Below are 17,556 nucleotides of genomic sequence, written 5' to 3' on the forward strand. Positions count from 1 at the left end.
GGTCTAGGTACGTGCCGCGGCGAGGATCTTGCGCCAGACCTTCTTGTAGGACTCGAGGCCGTCGGAGGCGAGGGGGCCGGTCGGGCCGGCGGTGATCGAGACGCGCTCGGGGATCGTGCCCCAGACCGGGATGTTCTCGGCGGCGTAGTGCTGCATCGCCTCCTGGTAGGAGCGGGTGTACGTCCGGGCCGAGCAGACCACCAGTCCGGCCGGTACGTCGTCCGGCACGAGCTCGAGCACGGCCTTCACCCGCGGGGTCTCGACGCCGCCGACGCGGGTCGGGATGACCACGATCCGGGCGCGTTCGAGCGCCTTGTTCAGCAGCCGCTCGTGGGACGGCGGCATGTCGACGATGCCGATGCCCTCCGGCGGGACCTTGTCGAGCGCCTTGTTCAGCAGGCGCTCCGTCGGTGCCTCCGCGATCTCGATCCTGGCGAGGTGTTCGTCGCTGGAGTCCGCGATCCAGTCCGCCGCGCTGCCTTGCGGATCCGCGTCGACCAGGGTGGATGTGCGACGGTTGGAAGATGCCAGCGCGGCCAAGTACACCGACGTGGTTGTCTTACCGACCCCGCCCTTCAGTGCAGCTGTCACGATGATCATGGGCACGAACTTACCCGGTTTCGCCGGAATTCCGGCGTGTCGTCGGCGTTGCCGAACCACATCGTGATAGTTGCCCCCGGCCCGTGTGTACAAGCTCAACCACCCTTCAGCCGAGAATCCTTTCCACCGCGGCGCCGTCGTCCTCCGCCGGCGGGCCCGTGGCTGACCTCGACGAACAGCTCGTCCGCGCCGCCCAGCACGGCGACGTCGACGCGCTCACGATGCTGGTCGCGGACTCGCATCCGACCGTACGGCGGTTCGCCCGGACGCTGTGCGCGACGCCCGAGGACGCGGAGGACGCGGCGCAGGAGGCGCTGATCATCCTGTACCGCAAGATCGGGATGCTCCGCGCGACCAGCGCGCTGACGTCGTGGATGTTCCGGATCATCCGCAACGAGTGCCTGCGCCGGGCGCGGTCCGTGCTCCGCGAGCATCCCGTCGTACCGGATCCGGCTCCGTCGGCCGAGGACGAGGCGCTGCGGCAGCTGGAGGCGCAGGCGGTCGCGGCGGCGATCGCGCGACTGCCACCGGACCAGCGCAGCGTCCTCGTCCTGCGTGACGTCCAGGGCTACAGCGGGCCGATGGTCGCCAAGGCCCTCGGCCTCACCGTTCCCGCCATGAAGTCCCGTCTGCACCGCGCGCGGGCGACCGTGCGCGAGACGTTAGGAGTCCCCACATGACCTTCGCCAGCACCTCCGTACCTCGTCACCTCCTCCGCGGAGCCATCGGCTTCGGCTCGCTGATTGCCGCCTTCGCACTCATCCCGGTCGTCGGCGCGTGGAGTCTTCTGCTGCTACCTGTCACCTTCCTCGCCTTCCGCGGTTGTCCGACCTGCTGGGTGATCGGACTGCTCGAGACGATCTCCCGCGGAAAGCTGCAGCGCGAGTGCGTCGACGGCGTATGCAAGCTGACTACGGCTTCCTGACCATCTCGGCCAGCGCGCTCAGACCGTTGCCGCCGAACCCCGCCGCGTCCGCACGAGCGAACAGCTCAGCCACGGCAGCAGGCACCGTCACGTCGAGGCCTGCCTCGGTGAACGCCTGTACAACGTGTTCCGAGCCGACGGCTTGCATGTGGAGGTTGTTCTCGCCGCCTAGGTACTCACCGGCCTCGAGCTCGCGGGTCAGGATCCGCAGGAAGCCCATCGGGCCGTCCTGGGTGAGGTCGGTGAGCATCGTGGCGACATACGGGCGCAGGTGCTCGGCGTTTCCGACCAGGGAGGCGGAGTAGAAGTAGCTGATCAACGTGGTCCAGAAGACGTTCAGCATGGCCTGGTAGTAGAGCATCGCCACGCCGGGGTCGGTGCCGACGTGGTCTACACGGCCGAGGACCTCCAGGGTGGCTCGGTGGGCGTCGATCGCGTCCCCGGGTCCGGCGTAGAAGGCGTAGGCGCCGGGCTTCCCGATGCCCGGGGGCGGGACCATGATGCCGCCGGTCACCAAGGTGCCGCCACGCTCGGCGACCCATTCGGCTGCCTCCCGGAGTCGTCCGGGGCTGTCCGAGCTGAGGTTGACCAGCACGCGACCGTGCAGGTCCGCGTCGGCCAACGAGTCGAACATCGCTGGGTAGTCGACCTGGCTGATCACCACGACCGTGCTCGCCGCAACCGCCTCGGCTGCGGTCGTTGCCGGTACGGCGCCGAGGCCGTCCGCTTTGCCGGGCGTCCGGTTCCAGACGGTGGTCGGGTGGCCGGCGGCGACGTACGTGCGGGCCATCGTGGAGCCCATCGCGCCGAGGCCGATCACTGTCACTGCTTCTCGTGAACTCATGCGGCCGATGCTCGGCGAACGCGCTACGGGTTTACTACGGGTATGTACTTCGGGGTGCTCGGTCCGCTGCTCGTGCGGACGGACACCGGTGTGCCGGTCGCCGTACCCGACACGAAGGTGCGGGTTCTGCTGCTGGATCTGCTGGCGAATCTCGGTACGCCGGTCAGCGCCGACCGGTTGATCGAGGACCTGTGGGGGTCGCGGCCGCCGCGGAACGCGACCGGGACGTTGCAGGCGCGGGTGTCCCAGCTGCGGTCGACGCTCGAGCGGGCGGAGGCCGGCTCGCGGGGGTTGGTGCGGTACGGGCCGGCCGGGTACATGCTCGAGGCGGAGGTTGTCGACAGCAACGTCTTCGAGGGGTACGCGCGGGGTGGGCGGCTGCGGGAGGCGCTGGAGCTGTGGCGGGGGACGCCGTACGTCGAGGTGCTTGACCACGAGTTCGCCCGGGCGGCGCGTGAGCACCTGGAGGAGCTGTATCTGACGGTGCTCGAGCGCGGGGACGACGTACTCCATCGGACTACCGCGCTCGTGCGAGAACGCCCGCTCGACGAACGGGTGCACGCCGTACATCTGAAGGCGCTGTACCGCGCGGGGCGGCAACACGAGGCGCTGCGGGCGTACACCGACCTCCGGGCCGCGCTGTCCGACGAGCTCGGCGCCGACCCCGGGCCGGAGCTGGCCGGCCTCCACCAGGCGATCCTCCGCCACGACCCGTCCCTACAACCCTCCCCACCGCTGCCCGCGCCACTCAACCCACTGGTCGGCCGAGCCGACACGCTGGCCGTCGTCCGCCAGCAGCTCGCCACCAACCGACTGGTCACGCTGGTCGGCCCCGGCGGCGTCGGCAAAACCCGCCTGGCCCTGGAGGTGGGCCGCGGCATCGGCCCGACCCACCCGGAGTCCCAGGCGGGCGGCGGCGACCGGCTGGAGTCAGCGGCGGGCGGGGACGGCGGCGCCCGGCTGGAGGCGCGAGTGGGCGGGGAGGGCGGCGCGCGGCTGGAGTCAGAGGCGGGTGGGGAGGGCGGCGCGCGGCTGGAGTCAGAGGCGGGCGGGGACAGCGGCAGCGGCAGCGGGCTGGAGTCGCAGGTGGGCGGGGACGGCGGCGCCCGGCTGGAGTCAGAGGCGGGCGGGGACAGCGGCGGCCGGCTGGAGCCGCGGGTGGGTGGGGACGGCGGCGCCCGGCTGGAGGCGCGGGTGGGTGGGGAGGGTGGCGCCAGGCCGGAGGCGCGGGTGGGTGGGGAGGGCGGTGGCCGGTTGGAGTTGGGGGTGGGGCGGGGTGGTGGTGGGGTGTGGTTGGTGGAGTTGGCGGGGGTGCGGGAGGGGGATGTGCTGGGGGCGTTGGCCGGTGTGTTGGGGCTTCGGGATGAGGCGGGGGAGCTGTTGCCTCGGCTGGTGGATTCGTTGCGGGTTCGGGAGGTGCTGCTGATTCTGGACAACTGCGAGCACCTGGAGCTGGCGGAGCTTGTGCAGCGTCTGCTGGTGGCCGCGCCGGGGCTTCGGGTGTTGGCTACCAGTCGGGAAGCGCTCGGGGTGCCGGGGGAACTGGTGGTTGAGGTGCCGCCGTTGGCGCCGGCGGCTGCGGTTGAGCTGTTCCAGGCGCGGGCCGGCGTCACCGAGGACGTGACGGCGATCTGCGAGCGTCTCGACGGGATCCCGCTCGCGCTGGAGCTGGCTGCGACTCGTGTACGGGCGCTAGGCGTCCAAGGACTGGCAGAACGGCTCGACGACCGGTTCCGGCTCCTGTCTGGCGGCAAGGCCGGCCCAGAGCGTCAGCGCACCCTCCGCGCCACCATCGACTGGAGCTGGGACCTGCTGGACGCGGAGGAGCGCCAGATGCTCCGGAGCCTCGCCGTACACGCCGGCACGTTCTCCCTGGAAGCAGCGGCGCAAGTGAGCGACCTACCGGAGCACGTGCTCCTGGCTCTCGTCGACAAGTCGCTTGTGGTCGCAACAGACGGCCGCTACCGCCTGCTGGAGTCCATAGCGGCGTACAGCCTCGAAAAGCTCGACAACGAAACAACCCTGCGGCAGCGGCACGCGACCTACTACCTCCAGCTCGCCCAGCAGGCCGAGCTGCACGGTGAGCGGCAGCGCGAATGGCTGCGCCGCCTCGACCAAGAGGTCCAGAACTTCCGCCTCCTTCCGCCGTCCCTCGAGCTGGCCAACGCCCTCGCCTGGTACTGGTACCTCCGCGGCCGCTACGGAGAGGCCCGCCGTACCCTTGACGCCGCCCTCGACCTCCCCGACCAACCGCCCGCCCTCCGCGCCCGCGCCGCAGTCTGGCTCGCTGGCATGACCGCAACCGACGCCCACGGCACCACGGCCGCCAGTGACAGCGCACTCGCGGCGGTAGGCGACGACCCGGATGCACTGTGGTTCCTCACGATGACCCGCTGGGCGTACGGCGACCCCGGCGTACTCATGCAGCGCATCGACCGCGCCATCACGCTCTTCACCGAACGCGGCGACCGCTGGGGCCTGGCCGCCGCACTGAGCACCCGCGCGCAGCTCAACATCGTCCACGCGGACCTGGAGGCGATGCAGCGGGACAGCCGTCGCAGCCTGGCGATCTTCGACGAACTCGACGACGACTGGGGTCGCCTGCAGGCGACGTACGCGCTGATCGTGGCCGCCGAGATCTCCGGCGACTATCCGACGGCGACGGCGTACCTGGAGGACGCGGTCCGGCATGCGAAGGACCTCGGCCTGTGGACGGAGGTGTCGTTCCGTACGGCGGGACTCGGCCGGATCGCGATGCTGACCGGCGACTACGCCCGCGCCGACGAGCTGCACGAACAGGCCCGCCAGCTCGCGGTCGAGCAGTCGAACAAGTCCGCCGAGGAGTACGCCGAGGTCGGGCTCGGCCTGTCCGCGCGCCGCCAGGGTCGCCTCGACGACGCCGAACGGCACTTCACCAAGTGGCTCGCCTGGCTGGAACAGGTCGGCGGGACGCCCGGGATCGGGTTCATCAACAACCAGCTCGGCTACGTCGCCGAACAGCGCGGCGACCTGGCCGAGGCACGGCGGTTGCACGAGCGCGGCCTCGAGCTCGGGCAGCGGACCGGCGACAAGCGGGCGATCGCCCTGGCCCTCGAAGGGCTGGCGGGCGCGACCGAGGATCCCGGCCGCGCCCTGTCCCTGCTCGCCGAGGCTGAAGCTCTGCGGCAACAGGTCGGCGTACCACTGCCGTCCGCCGAGCGCTTCGATGTGGAAAGAGCTATTTCCCGAGCCAGGCGTTGACCTTGGACTGGTTGTCCTTGACCCACTTCTCGGCGGCCTGGTCCGGCGTCAGCTTGTCGACCGCGATCATCCGCGCGACCGTGTTCTGGTCCTCGTTGGTCCACTGGAAGTTCTTCACCAGGTCGTACGCCGGGCTGCCGGAGTCGGCGAACTTCTTCGACACGATCTTGTCCAGGTCGTACGGCGGGTAGTCGCAGGCGACCTTCGCCGGGACCGCGTCACAGCCGGCCTTGTACGCGGGCAGGTTGATCTTCACCAGCTTGACCTCGTTGAAGAACCACTGCGGCTCGTAGAAGTACGCGAGCAGCGGCTTCTTGTTCTTCTCCGCGTCCCGGAACGCCTGGATCAGCGCGGTCTCGCTACCGCTCTGCACGACCTTGTAGTTCAGCGCCAGGTTCTTCACCAGCGCCTCGTCGTTGGTCACGTACGACGGATCGCCGTCGAGCAGCTGGCCCTTGCCGCCGGACTCCGACGTCTTGAACAAGCCGGCGTACTTGTTCAGGTTCTTCCAGTCGGTGATGTCCGGGTACTTGGCTGCCATCCACGGCGGCACGTACCAGCCGATGACGCCCTTGACGCCGGTGGAGCCGGCCTCGACCGCGACCTTGTCGTCGGTGATGTACTTCTTCTTCAGGTCCTCGTGGCCCCAGTTCTCCAGGTTCACGTCCACCTCACCGGTGGCGAAGCCCTGCCAGGCGACCTGCTCGGCCAGGTTCTTCTCCACGACCTTGCAGCCGAGGTCCTTGGTCGCGACGTACGACACCACCGCCGCGTTCGCCGCGTACCCGACCCACGGGCTGACGGTCAGGTTGAACGAACCGCACTCCTTGCCACCGGCGGCCGGCTTGTCGGTCCCGACCTTCTGCCCACCGCAGCCTGCGACCGCCAGCGCGACCGCCGTCAGCACACCGGCGTACCGGAGTCTCTTCACCGCTTGTCTCCTTCATAGTTGTGGGTACGGCGGGCCGCCGCCTGTGTCACCCGATCGAGCAACACCCCCAGAAGAACGATCGCCAAACCTGCCGCGAGCCCCTTGCCGTACAGGTCGCTCTGCGCGAAGCCCGCGGACACGTCGTACCCGAGCGCGCCCGCGCCGACCAAGCCGCCGACGACGACCATCGACAGTACGTAGATCAGGCCCTGGTTGACCGCGAGCGTGATCGCCCGCCGGGCCACCGGCAGCTGCACCTTGCTGATCACCTGCCAGCTGCTGGAGCCGACCGAGTTCGCCGCCTCGACGGTCGCGACCGGCACCGCCTTGATGCCGTCGGCAACGATCTTGGTGGTGACCGGGACCGCGAACACCACCGCGGCCGCGATCGCGGTGAACCGACTGGTCCCGAACAACGCGAGGAACGGCACCAGGTACACGAACGGCGGCATCGTCTGCCCGGCGTCCAGCACCGGCCGGATCCACACGTCGACCCGCCGGTTCCGCCCGGCCCACACGCCGAGCGCGAGCCCGACGGCGACCACGACGACGGTCGCGAGCAGCGTCGACGCGAGCGTGACCATGCTGTCGTGCCACACGCCGGTCGCGACCAGCAGCCCCAGGCAGACGGCGGCCGGCGCCGCGCCCCGCCAGCCGCCGAGTACGGCGGCCAGCGCGACGACGACCACGGACACGAGCCACCAGGGCGAGCCGGTCAGCAGTGCCTCGAGCGGATTCAGGAGCGCGTTGGTCACGACGTCGCGCACGCCGTACGTGAAGCCGCCGAAGACGTCCTGCAGCCAGTTCGTCACGTCAGTGGTGACCGTCGCGATCCGCGAACCGACCTCGACCGACGGGAACTCGGCCGCCCACACGTAGGTCCGCGAGAACCAGACCGCGACGAGCACCGCGACCGCTCCCGCGCCGAGCAGGACCTTCCGCCGGACACTCGCCGTACGCCAGGGCCGGTCGCCGGCCGCGGTCGTCACCCGGTCGAGGACGATCGCCAGTACGACGATCGCGAGGCCGGCGTTGAACGCGACGCCGACGTCCAGCGTCTGCAGCGCCTTCAAGACGGTCTGGCCGAGGCCGGGTGCGTCGATCAGCGCGGCCACGGTCACCATCGAGAGCGCGGCCATGATCGTCTGGTTGATGCCGACCACCACCGTCGAACGCGACATCGGCAGCAGCACCTTGAGCAGCGTCTGGCCGCCGGTCGAGCCGAGCGAACGGGCCGCCTCGACGCTCTCCGGCGGCACCGAACGGATCGCGTGCGCGGTCAGCCGGACCGCGGGCGGCGCCGCGTAGATCAGCGTCGCGATCGTCGCCGCGGCCGGGCCGATCGCGAAGAACAGGGTCAGCGGCGCGAGGTACACGAAGGTCGGCAGCGTCTGCATCAGGTCGAGGACCAGCGTCGCGACCTTGAACGCGCGGTCCGAAAGCCCCGCCCAGATCCCGAGCGGGATCGCGACCAGCAACGACAACAGCACCGCCGCGATCGTCAGCGCGAGCGTGTCCATGCTCTGCTGCCACAACCCCTGCAGCCCGACGAACCCGAGCCCGGCGGCCGTCAGTACGGCGACCTTCCAGTTGCCGAACGCCCACGCGCAGTACGCCGCGATCGCGATCACGCCCAGCCAGCCGATCACCGGCACCGGGCGGTCGAACGACGGCTGCGAGATGACGTCCTGGAGCAGCACCACGACCTGGTCGACGGCGACCCGGATCGCGCCGAAGAACCCGTTGCCCTGGCCGACGTCGTCGCGGTGATCGGTCAGCCAGCGGTGCAGCGCGGTCGTGTCCTGCCCGCCGAGGACGAGCGTGTCGATCCCGCGCAGGCCGAAGTACGCCGCGACCCAGACGATCAGCAGTACGCCGGCAACCACACTGCGCCGCGGCCGGCGTACCTCGACCTCGACGTCGCTGGTGACGGCAGCCATCAGGCGTCCGCGACGACGGCGAGGATCTCTTCGTCGCTGATGACGCCGAGCAGGGTGCCGTTGTCGACGACCTTCACCGGGCGGTCCGACTCGAGCACCAGGCGGGTCGCCTCGCGGACGAGGACGTCGGGGCCGAGCTCTGGGCCGTCCAGCGGCTCGTCCGGGTGCGGGTCGCGGGCGATCCAGCGCAGCGTGAGGACGTCGGCTCGCGGTACGTCGCGGACGAACTCGCGGACGTAGTCGTCCGCCGGGGCGCCGACCAGCTCGTCGCCGGTGCCGAGCTGGACGGCGGCGCCGTCGCGCATCAGCAGGATCCGGTCGCCGAGCTTCAGCGCCTCCGACAGGTCGTGGGTGATGAACACCATCGTCTTGCCGACCTCGCGGTGCAGTCGCACCACCTCGGTCTGCATCTCCCGCCGGATCAGCGGGTCGAGCGCGGAGAACGGCTCGTCGAACAGGAGTACGTCGGGGTCGTTCGCCAGCGCCCGCGCGAGGCCGACGCGTTGCTGCATGCCGCCGGACAGCTGCTCCGGGTACAGGTGCTCGTTGCCGGCCAGGCCGACCAGGTCGATCACCTCCTGGGCGCGGCGACGGCGGTCGGGCTTGCTCTCACCGCGGATCTCCAGGCCGTACGAGACGTTGTCGATCACCTTGCGGTGCGGGAGCAGGCCGAAGTGCTGGAACACCATCGAGAACTTGCTCCGCCGGAGCGCGCGCAGCCGCTTCTCGTCGGCCGCGCGCAGATCCTCGCCCTCGAACGTCAGCCGCCCGGCGGTCGGCTCGATCAGGCGGGTCAGGCAGCGTACGAGCGTCGACTTGCCCGACCCTGACAGCCCCATCACGACGAACACCTCACCCGGCGCCACGTCGAAGCTCAGATCGCGGACCGCCGCCGTACAGCCGGTCTTCGTGTACAGCTCCGCCCGGTCGAGCGCCGCGAGATCCGCCCGCCGCGGCACCCGCTGCGCCTTCGGGCCGAACACCTTCCACAGCCCCTGCACGGACAGCAGCGCGCCGGAATCCTGTACGTCGGGGTACTCGAGCTGAGCGGTCACACGTAAACCCTCGCATCCCCGGCGGCAGACACAGCGTGAACCGGGACTTTACCCAACCCGTGGGGCCGCGACTCCTGTCAGGGCTGGTACGGGGGCGCTTCGCCCCAGCCCCAGTGGGGGACGGGGGCCTGTGGGGGTGGGGTGGCGCCTGGCTGGGAGTTTGCGAGGGCGATGCGGGTGCCCCATTCGATGTAGGCGACGAACGCCGAGCGGAACTCCGGGTCGTCGGGCAGGCCGGCCGGGTCGGCGCTCTTCGCGATCAGGGCCGCCCAGCGGGAACGCTGTTCCTCGGTCAGGCCGAGGTTCAGGTGGTGGCCGAGCATCGCCGGGTAGCCGCCGAGCTCGTCGGTGTAGCGGCTGGGGCCGCGGAACACCTCGCCGAGCCAGATCGCCACGTGCTCACGGTGGTTCTCGCTCATGTGCGCGAAGACCGGCGCGAGGACCGGGTCCTCGAGCACCTGGTCGTAGAACACCTCGGTCAGCCGGCGGAGCGCGTCATGCCCGCCGGCCCAGTCGTACAGCGTCGGAGTTGTCACGTAATCATGTAATCATGAGAACAGGGCACTGGCCACTGCCGCCACTTCCGCCTCGATTCGGGTGTCGCCGTCCTCGACGAACCAGAGCACGTTCTGCAGGAACCGCCCCGCCGTCCAGGCGAGCGCGCGGTCCCGGTCGATCCCGGTGACCTCGAGCATCAGGTCGAAGCGGTTCCGGATCGCCTGGGACAGGTCGCCGGTCGCGACCAGGTCGTCCCATCGGTTCCACAGCACCGGGAACAGGTCGAACGCCGGGTCGCCGGCGAGCGGCTTCGGGTCGATCACCAGCCACGGCTGCCGGTCCGCCGCCATCACGTTCAGGTAGTGCAGGTCCCAGTGCAGCAGGCGGTCACCCGGCTCCGGCAGCACCTCCTGCACCATGGCGACGAATCTCCGGACCAAAGCCTGCTCGCCCGGTTCCTCCAACCGTGGGATCAGGCGTGGGGCGTCGTCGATCATCCCGGCGGCGATGTCCGCGAGCCGCCGGACACCCGGCGGGGCAGCGACGGCGCTGAGGTGGTTGAGGAGCTCGGCGAGGATCCGCGTCGCCTCGACGTCGTCGGGCAGGTCGTCGAGGGTCCTGGGCTCGAGTCGTTCGAGCAGCAACGTCGACGTCTGCGGGTCGTCCTCGAGGACCTCGACGACGTCGTCGTGGTGCCAGGTGCGGAGGGCGAGGGCCTCGCTTTCGCTCTCGTCGTTCACCGACTGGAGTTTGAGCATCGCCGCGGTGCCGTCCCGCCGTACGACGGGCACGATCAGCGACGCCTCGCCGCTCATCACCTCCCCGTCGACGGTCAGGTCCCACTCGCCGACGTACCGCTCGACCGAACCCGGCAGGCTGTCCAGCCAGTCGGGTGCCTTCTCGCGGTGGTTCCGGATGAGCTTCGCGGGAATCTCGATCACCCGATGCACAGTAGGTGCTCGGCCGGGTGATGTGCTTGGGTTTTCCCGTGGAGAGCAGGCATCTGCGGGTGCAGCGGATCGTGGCGGCGACGTACTTGGGTATCCCGGTGCTGTTAGTGGTCGTCGTGGCGGTGATCGCGTCCCGCGGTACGGCGGCCGCGTGGATCGGGTGCGTCGTACCGCTGGCGCTGCTCGCGCTCGGGTTCGTACTACGCCGCCGGCACCGCTACCAGCCGCGCTGGTGGGCGATCGTCGGCGGCTCGTTCGGCGCAGTGACCGGCCTGATGGTGACGCTGTTCCCGCTGGCGGTCGGCGCGTGGTGGCCGGCCGTGCTCGCGCTGCCCGCGCTGATCGTCGGCGTAGCGGCCGGTTTCCTCCTGGCCCGTACAGCGAACCGCGCACTGCTGGTCCCGTTCGACCCGGAGCTCGCGGGTACGCCGTACGAGCTCGTCTTCCGGCTCCGCGGGATGCCGCTGGCGGCCGTCCTCGTCGGTGCCGACCAGGTCACCGTCCAGGCGCACCCGTTCCCGCGTGCCGAGCACCAGACGCGCAGCTACCCGCTGACCGCGATCACCGGCACCCACGGGTTCGACCTCTCGGGCGTCGAACGCCTCAAGTTCCCGATCGCGGTCACGCACGCGGTCGCGACCCCGGGCCCGGCCGTCATCCTCCAGGCGAACGGCGAGGACTGGGTCCTCCCGACCAACCAGGCAACGACCCTGATCGACGTATTGACGGTCCGCCGGGGCTAGCCGGCGGCTTCCTCACGCTTCCTGGTTTCGGCCTTCTCGGCCTGCCAGCCGTCCTCGTTCTTGCCGAGGCGCCAGTAGCCGGACAGCGAGACCCGGTCGCGGGGAAGGGCGCGCTCCTGGAAGAGGTTCTTGCGGATCCGGAAGACGAAGCCGGCCTCGCCGTGGACGAACACGTGCGGCGTTCCGGCGGGGAAGTCGAGGGCCTCGACGGCGGCGACCAGGGCGTCACCCCGGGAGCCGTCCGCGCGGTGGAACCACTGGAGGTCGACGTCGGCCGACGTACTGAACTTCTGCTGCTCGGTCTCGTCCGCTACCTCGACGAGGACCGTCGCCCGCGCACCGGCGGGCAGGTGCTCGACGGCCGCGCCGATCGCCGGGAGCGCACTCTCGTCGCCGACCAGCAGGTGCCAGTCGGCCGCCTCGTCCGGCGCGTACGCGCCGCCGGGCCCGTTGAACCACAGCACGTCACCGGGCTGCGCCGACGCTGCCCACGGACCCGCGACACCCTCGCCGCCGTGGTGCACGAAGTCGATCGTCAGCTCGCGGGTCGCCTCGTCCCAGCCGCGGACGGTGTACGTCCGCATCGTCGGCCACTGCTCGCTCGGGAACGTCTCCCGCACCACGCCCATGTCCAGCGGCTCGGGGTACTCGACGCCGTCCTGCCCGAACAGCAGCTTCACGTACGTGTCGGTGAAGTCGTTGCCGGCGAAGTCGTCGGAGGTCAGCACGACCCGGATCATGTGCGGGGTGATCCGCTCGGTCCGCTGGACGACGGCACGCTTGCAGACGCGGTTACGACGGGGTGCGGGGCTGGGCACGCGACCACTTTCCTCTCGGGCGGATAGGTAAGGTCACCCTAACCCATCCGCCCAAGCACCCTAGGTTCCGCGGATGTAGAACGCCTTGCTGAAGGCGGCGATCGAGTTGCAGGCCGGAACGTACGACCGGTACGCGATGCTGCCCTTGTACGCCGGCTGGGCGTTCACCGTGTAGCGCCCGGACGAGCGGACCTGTCCGGTGCTGACGGTGCGCCACTGGGTCGCGCCGTACAGCCGCTGGAGGTACACCTTGCAGCCGGACGCGACCGTGTGCACGGATCCGTTGACCGGCACGATCGTGCCGACCGGTGCGCTGGTCCGGGACGGTACCGCGGTCACCGTCGGCTTGGTGACCGGACGGGCCACGAAGAACGACAGCCAGCCGATCGGGGCCGGGTCGCCCGGCAACAGCAGGCAGTTGAGGTAGTCACCCAGGGAGCCCGGATAGGACTTCGTCACGACGCCGTTGACGTCGGTGAGGTTCGTGTAGCCCGGCCCGAAGGACTCGACACACCAGTTGTCGTTCTGCAGCGCGACCCGGAGCCGGGATCCGTACGGCTTGCCGGTCTGCGCGTCGGTGACCGCCCACCGGATCGTGTACGGCGCGTTGCGTGGCACCAGCTTCGGCGACACCGTGGCGGTGATCTTCGGCTGGTGTGTTCCGGTGACGGTGATCGTCTGACCGGAGTACGGCGTCGGGTCGGTCATGTTCCCGCTGCCCGGGTTGTACGGGCCGGTCATCACAGCGCTCACCTTGAAGGTGCCGTTCGCCGTCGACGGGACCAGCAGCGACCCGGTCCAGGTGCCGGCGGACTCGTTCCGGACCAGGTTGGTGGACAGCAGCGAATCGTCCATCCCGGAGCCGCCGGTCCGCGACAGGATCACGTTCACCGGCTGGGTCGGCTCGGGCGCGTACGACCCCTTGACCGTCACGGTGACCGGCACCGTGTTCAGGCCGCTGACGGCCACCGCGGTCTTGTTCAGCGTGATCGAGGTGATCTTCAGATCCGGATCGGGCGACGCGTGCGCCGCCAGCGGCGCGGCTGCGAACCCCAGCGCCGCGATCGGTACCGCGAGCAGCGCGGACAGCACTCGTTTCATGGTCACGTCCCTCGGATGTAGAAGGTTTTGCTGACTCCCGCGACCACAGAGCTACAGGCCGGGAAGTAGGCGCGGTAGGGGATCGGCCCCTTGTACGCCGGTTGCGCGTTGAGCGTGAACCGCCCGGACGTCCGCAGGTTCCCGGTCCCGACGGTCCGCCACTGCGAGGCGCCGTACAGCCGCTGGAGTTGCACCGGGCAACTACGGGTCACGTGGTACACCGAGCCGTTCACCGGCACGATCGAGCCGACCGGCGCGGCGGCCTTCGCCGGGGCCGCCGAGACGATCGCCGGGCGCGCGACGCTGATCCACTGGCCGGCGATGTAGTACGGGTCGGTGTAGATGTGCGCGCAGTTCAGCAGGTCGCCGTCGGCGGCCGTGTAGGACTTGGCGATCAGCCCGTTCGTGCCGGTCCGGTACATCGGGCTGCCGCCCTCGGCGCACGGTACGTCGACGCCGAGGCCGATCGGGACCCGGGTGCCGTACGGCTTGCCGGTCGCGCTGTTCGTGACCGCCCAGGTGATCGAGTACGGCTTGCCCCACGGCACCACCCGCGGGTTCACCGCGGCGGTGATCCGCGGCTGGTTCGTGCCCCGGACGGTGAGTGTCTGGCCGGCGTACGGCGTCACGTCGTACGGCGTGCCGGCGACCGGCGCGCCGTACGGGCCGAGCGCCACGCCGGTCACCTTGAAGGTGCCGTTCGCGGTCGAGGCGACGTTCAGCCGGCCGGTCCAGGTGCCGTTCTCGATCGTGCCGCCGGTCCGCTTCAGGTCCGTCGACACGATGTCCTGGCGCCCTCCGGTCCCGCCGGTGCGCTCGAGGTACACGTTCAGGACGGCATGGTCGTCACTGCTGTTGCCCGAGTGGTAACCGCCCTTGACGGTGACGTTGACGGGGTAGGTGTTCAGTCCGGACACCGCGACCGACGTACGGTCGAGGGTGACCTGGGAGACGGTCAGGTCGGGATCGGGAGCGGCCTGGGCGGCCGGCACACCACCGAGCAATCCTCCCGCGAGAGGAATCACAGACAAGGCCGCGAGTACTCGACAGATTCGCATGCCACTCAGCGTGACAGCGGTACAGGCCGGTTCCAATCATTTCGGCGCGGATCTGCGCGATCGGGCGGCCGCACCTAGACCGGATCAGCGGTTGCCGGATTCAACTTCCGGGAGCCGACTGTTAACCCGTAGGTAACTCACCGACAGTGTCGGCGACCGCTACGATCCGCAGGCTGTTCCAATGAGTCAGGTCCCGGGGGTCGACCGTGTCACGCGCACCGACCGGCTCGGCAATCCGATCTCGCTCGGCGACGTGCTGCCGGAGAGCAAGGCGATCCTGTTCACCGGCGCGCCCGGGATGGGCAAGAGCACCGAGCTCGACCGCGCCGAGGACCTGGCCGCACAGCACGGCTGGACCACGATCCGGATGTCGGCGTCGGCCAACATCCCGATCGAGCACCACCTGACCGGGGCGGTCCGGAACAGCCTGGACACCCTGGACCGCCGGTTCCGCGGGCGCCGACCGCCGACCACCGGCATCGGCCGGATGATCGCCCGGTTCCGCCCGGACCCGCTGCGCAAGCTCCGCAAGACCGTCAACGACCTGACCCGCAGCGGCCGGAAGACCCGGGTCGGGGTCGAGACCCGGGTCGGCGGCGGCCCGGTCCAGGTGATCCACAAGACCGAGCAGGACACCACGGCGTACGACAAGCTCGGCACCACGCTGAACGACTTCGCCGACGAGCTCGGCAAGCTGACCGAGATCGACAACAAGCCGATCCTGCTGCTGGTCGACAACATCGACAAGGCGGAGGAGCCGGACCGGGCCGGCCTGAACGAACTGGCGATCCACATCGAGGGCCTGGACCGCCCGGTCTGGCTGATCGCGGCCGGCGGCTCGCTGTCGACCAGCAGCCTGATGGTCGCGTCCCGGCGGATGTCCGGGATCGCGACCACGACCTCGAACCAGTTCGACATCCGCGAGCTCGAGCCGGTCGCGGACGAGCAGCTCCGGCCGGCCGTCACCGGGCCGCTGGACGCCGCCCGGATCCCGTACGACGACCTCGCGATCCAGAACCTGCTCGCCGCCGCCAACGGTCACCCCGCGCGGATCCGGAACTTCTGCAACGCCGCGGTCGCGTACCGGGACCCGGAGCAGGGCATCACCGTGCTGGCCGCGGCCCGGGCGATCGCGCACGTGAACGCCGACGCGGCACAGATGTACCAGGACGTGTGGGACCAGAAGGACACCAACGCCGCGCAGAAGGACCTGCTCGCCCGGGTCGCCGCCGAGGGGTCGAACGGCCTGGCGATGCCGGCCGTCACGCAGGCCGCCGATCCGGGTGCCTGGCAGCAGATCGACGAGGCCCGCCAGGACCTGGTCGCCCGCGGCCTGCTCCGTGAGCACGACGGCACGGTCGTCACGATCCCCGACCACGGCTTCCGGGACTGGCTGAACGACTACCTCGGCCAGACCCCGAAGCCGCCGGCCGCGGCGCCGCTGCCGCCGGAGACCGCCGCCGGGTCCGGTGCACTCGCCCCGGCGCACCCGACCGGCAAGCTCGAGCGGGCCAACGAGGTGTTCGGGTCCGGGACGAAGCTCGTCCACCAGGTCGACCGGAAGGACGAGCGCGGCCGGGCGATCTCGCTCGACCAGCGGGTTCCCCGCGGTACGTCGGTGTTGTTCACCGGCCCGCCCGGATCCGGGACCAGCCAGGAGCTGAACCGGACCAAGCAGCTCGCCGACCAGGAGGGCTGGATCTCGATCCGGCTGGACGCCACCCGCCGGGAGCCGATCGAGGCCCGGGTGATCCGCTCGCTGCAGAGCCAGATGAGCACGTTCGAGGCGCGGTTCCCGCCCGGCGAGGTGAACCAGCTGAAGAAGCTGGTGAACGGGATGGCGATCCGGACCCAGAACCGGATGCACACCGCGCAGGCCCGGTTCGGCTGGCCGGGGGCGTTCCAGGTCGGCGTCCACCGGTCCTGGGAGGGGGTCGCCAAGGACTCGGTCGGGGCGACGCTGAACGACGTGGCCGCGCAGCTCGGCAAGATGGCCGCGCCGACCGGACAGCCGATCCTGCTGATGGTGGACAACCTGGACGCCGCCTCGAAGTCGGACCTGACCACGCTGACCGACCTGTCGTCGCACCTGCGCCGGGAGAAGAAGCCGCTGTTCCTGATCGCGGCCGGCGGCGAGGAGGCGACCAGCCGGTTGCTCGAGGCATCGGGCGGGAAGGCCGGCAAGGAGACCATGGAGGCCGCGCGCTGGGACGTCCGCCGGCTGACCCCGCTGAACGCGGAGCAGCTGCGGCCGGCGCTGACCCGCCCGCTCCAGGAGGCCGGCATCCGGTCGACTCCGCAGGCGGTCGACCAGTTGCTCGCGGCAGCGAACGGCAACCCGAGCCGGCTGCGCACCCTCACCGCGGAGGCGATCGACCTGGCCGGCCCGGACCAGGCGCTCACCGCGGAGACCGTCGGTACGGCGATCGAGCAGCACCAGATCCGGTCCCGGGTGCTGTACGACGCCGCCTGGTACAACTGCACGCCCGAGCAGAAGGACCTGCTGGCCCGGACCGCGGCGCACGGCGCGCAGGGGATCCCGATCCCGGCCCGGTCCGGTGCCGACCCGGACCGCTGGTCGCTCGACGGCGCCGCGCAGAAGCTCGTCTCCAACGGTCTGCTGACCCGGACCGGGCAGCAGATCAAGGTCGGCGACCCGGGCTTCCAGAAGTGGGTGCAGACCCGGCTCGGGGTCGCCGCCGCGCAGTCCGGCGTCGTCCAGGCCGCACAGGTCAAGGCCGCCGTACCGACCGGCGAACGGGCGCCCGAGCTGCGGGCCGTCGGGCAGAACCGGGACCTGCAGGCCAACAGGTAAGGGCCGCGCCTCCAGGAGACGCGGCCCTCGGGGTTCAG

General features: G+C 70.4%; 15 protein-coding genes. 5 read left to right on the top strand and 10 right to left on the bottom strand.

Annotated features, from left to right (window positions below; translation table 11 throughout):
* Nucleotides 1–3 precede the first annotated feature (3 nt).
* Entirely contained in the window at nucleotides 4–600 is a 597-nt protein-coding gene (locus tag ACQHIV_RS30025; protein ID WP_427887216.1) for a ParA family protein, read from the bottom strand.
* A 158-nt stretch (nucleotides 601–758) separates the two neighbouring features.
* Between ACQHIV_RS30025 and ACQHIV_RS30030 the strand changes: the two genes are divergently transcribed.
* The gene (locus ACQHIV_RS30030) at nucleotides 759–1,280 is read left to right on the top strand and encodes an RNA polymerase sigma factor (protein ID WP_427887217.1); all 522 of its coding nucleotides are present in this window, start codon (nucleotides 759–761) and stop codon (nucleotides 1,278–1,280) included.
* Entirely contained in the window at nucleotides 1,277–1,525 is a 249-nt protein-coding gene (locus tag ACQHIV_RS30035; RefSeq protein WP_427887218.1) for a hypothetical protein, read from the top strand. Before ACQHIV_RS30030 ends, ACQHIV_RS30035 begins: the two co-directional genes overlap by 4 nt.
* On the opposite strand, the gene ACQHIV_RS30040 is transcribed toward ACQHIV_RS30035, so the two are convergent.
* On the bottom strand, nucleotides 1,512–2,369 hold the full coding sequence (locus ACQHIV_RS30040; protein WP_427887219.1) for an NAD(P)-dependent oxidoreductase: 858 nt from the start codon (nucleotides 2,367–2,369) through the stop codon (nucleotides 1,512–1,514). The genes ACQHIV_RS30035 and ACQHIV_RS30040 overlap by 14 nt on opposite strands.
* Before the next feature lie 42 nt (nucleotides 2,370–2,411).
* Between ACQHIV_RS30040 and ACQHIV_RS30045 the strand changes: the two genes are divergently transcribed.
* A complete protein-coding gene (locus ACQHIV_RS30045) occupies nucleotides 2,412–5,609 on the top strand; it encodes an AfsR/SARP family transcriptional regulator (RefSeq protein ID WP_427887220.1) in 3,198 nt (1,065 codons plus the stop codon).
* On the opposite strand, the gene ACQHIV_RS30050 is transcribed toward ACQHIV_RS30045, so the two are convergent.
* From ACQHIV_RS30050 to ACQHIV_RS30070, 5 genes are all read right to left on the bottom strand, one after another.
* Entirely contained in the window at nucleotides 5,587–6,540 is a 954-nt protein-coding gene (locus ACQHIV_RS30050) for an ABC transporter substrate-binding protein (protein WP_427887221.1), read from the bottom strand. The two genes, ACQHIV_RS30045 and ACQHIV_RS30050, sit on opposite strands and share 23 nt — an antisense overlap.
* A complete protein-coding gene (locus tag ACQHIV_RS30055; RefSeq protein ID WP_427887222.1) occupies nucleotides 6,537–8,480 on the bottom strand; it encodes an ABC transporter permease subunit in 1,944 nt (647 codons plus the stop codon). The genes ACQHIV_RS30050 and ACQHIV_RS30055 overlap by 4 nt, the downstream gene beginning before the upstream one ends.
* On the bottom strand, nucleotides 8,480–9,535 hold the full coding sequence (locus ACQHIV_RS30060; RefSeq protein ID WP_427887223.1) for a quaternary amine ABC transporter ATP-binding protein: 1,056 nt from the start codon (nucleotides 9,533–9,535) through the stop codon (nucleotides 8,480–8,482). Before ACQHIV_RS30060 ends, ACQHIV_RS30055 begins: the two co-directional genes overlap by 1 nt.
* A 77-nt stretch (nucleotides 9,536–9,612) precedes the next feature.
* A complete protein-coding gene (locus ACQHIV_RS30065) occupies nucleotides 9,613–10,071 on the bottom strand; it encodes a group II truncated hemoglobin (protein ID WP_427887224.1) in 459 nt (152 codons plus the stop codon).
* A gap of 12 nt (nucleotides 10,072–10,083) precedes the next feature.
* Complete coding sequence (locus tag ACQHIV_RS30070; protein ID WP_427887225.1) at nucleotides 10,084–10,974, bottom strand: aminoglycoside phosphotransferase family protein; 891 nt, start codon at nucleotides 10,972–10,974, stop codon at nucleotides 10,084–10,086.
* Between the two features lie 47 nt (nucleotides 10,975–11,021).
* Here ACQHIV_RS30070 and ACQHIV_RS30075 point away from each other — a divergent pair, with 47 nt between their 5' ends.
* Nucleotides 11,022–11,726 (top strand): hypothetical protein, encoded by a 705-nt coding sequence (locus tag ACQHIV_RS30075; protein WP_427887226.1) that lies wholly within the window; start codon nucleotides 11,022–11,024, stop codon nucleotides 11,724–11,726.
* Here ACQHIV_RS30075 and ACQHIV_RS30080 read toward each other — a convergent pair.
* Genes ACQHIV_RS30080 through ACQHIV_RS30090 form a run of 3 tightly spaced genes read right to left on the bottom strand, consistent with a single transcriptional unit; the run spans nucleotide 11,723 to nucleotide 14,637 of the window.
* Nucleotides 11,723–12,544 (bottom strand): siderophore-interacting protein, encoded by an 822-nt coding sequence (locus ACQHIV_RS30080; RefSeq protein ID WP_427887227.1) that lies wholly within the window; start codon nucleotides 12,542–12,544, stop codon nucleotides 11,723–11,725. The genes ACQHIV_RS30075 and ACQHIV_RS30080 overlap by 4 nt on opposite strands.
* A gap of 60 nt (nucleotides 12,545–12,604) precedes the next feature.
* Nucleotides 12,605–13,645: a hypothetical protein gene (locus tag ACQHIV_RS30085; protein WP_427887228.1), complete on the bottom strand. Its 1,041-nt coding sequence runs from the start codon at nucleotides 13,643–13,645 to the stop codon at nucleotides 12,605–12,607.
* 2 nt (nucleotides 13,646–13,647) lie between these two features.
* Nucleotides 13,648–14,637, bottom strand: coding sequence for a hypothetical protein (locus tag ACQHIV_RS30090; protein ID WP_427887229.1), 990 nt, complete (start codon nucleotides 14,635–14,637; stop codon nucleotides 13,648–13,650).
* A gap of 247 nt (nucleotides 14,638–14,884) precedes the next feature.
* On the opposite strand from ACQHIV_RS30090, the gene ACQHIV_RS30095 reads away from it, so the two are divergent.
* Nucleotides 14,885–17,518 carry a hypothetical protein gene (locus ACQHIV_RS30095; protein WP_427887230.1) on the top strand — a complete coding sequence of 878 codons (2,634 nt, stop codon included), beginning with the start codon at nucleotides 14,885–14,887 and terminating at the stop codon, nucleotides 17,516–17,518.
* Nucleotides 17,519–17,556: the final 38 nt, after the last annotated feature.

Source organism: Kribbella polygonati, assembly GCF_050320105.1.
In the GTDB taxonomy this organism is placed as follows: domain Bacteria; phylum Actinomycetota; class Actinomycetes; order Propionibacteriales; family Kribbellaceae; genus Kribbella.

Bases quoted from the DNA above. Each gene is read 5' to 3' on its own strand.
- ACQHIV_RS30025 (WP_427887216.1), bottom strand. From the start codon at position 600: ATGATCATCGTGACAGCTGCACTGAAGGGCGGGGTCGGTAAGACAACC.
- ACQHIV_RS30035 (WP_427887218.1), top strand. From the start codon at position 1,277: ATGACCTTCGCCAGCACCTCCGTACCTCGTCACCTCCTCCGCGGAGCC.
- ACQHIV_RS30040 (WP_427887219.1), bottom strand. From the start codon at position 2,369: ATGAGTTCACGAGAAGCAGTGACAGTGATCGGCCTCGGCGCGATGGGC.
- ACQHIV_RS30045 (WP_427887220.1), top strand. From the start codon at position 2,412: ATGTACTTCGGGGTGCTCGGTCCGCTGCTCGTGCGGACGGACACCGGT.
- ACQHIV_RS30055 (WP_427887222.1), bottom strand. From the start codon at position 8,480: ATGGCTGCCGTCACCAGCGACGTCGAGGTCGAGGTACGCCGGCCGCGG.
- ACQHIV_RS30085 (WP_427887228.1), bottom strand. From the start codon at position 13,645: ATGAAACGAGTGCTGTCCGCGCTGCTCGCGGTACCGATCGCGGCGCTG.
- ACQHIV_RS30095 (WP_427887230.1), top strand. From the start codon at position 14,885: ATGAGTCAGGTCCCGGGGGTCGACCGTGTCACGCGCACCGACCGGCTC.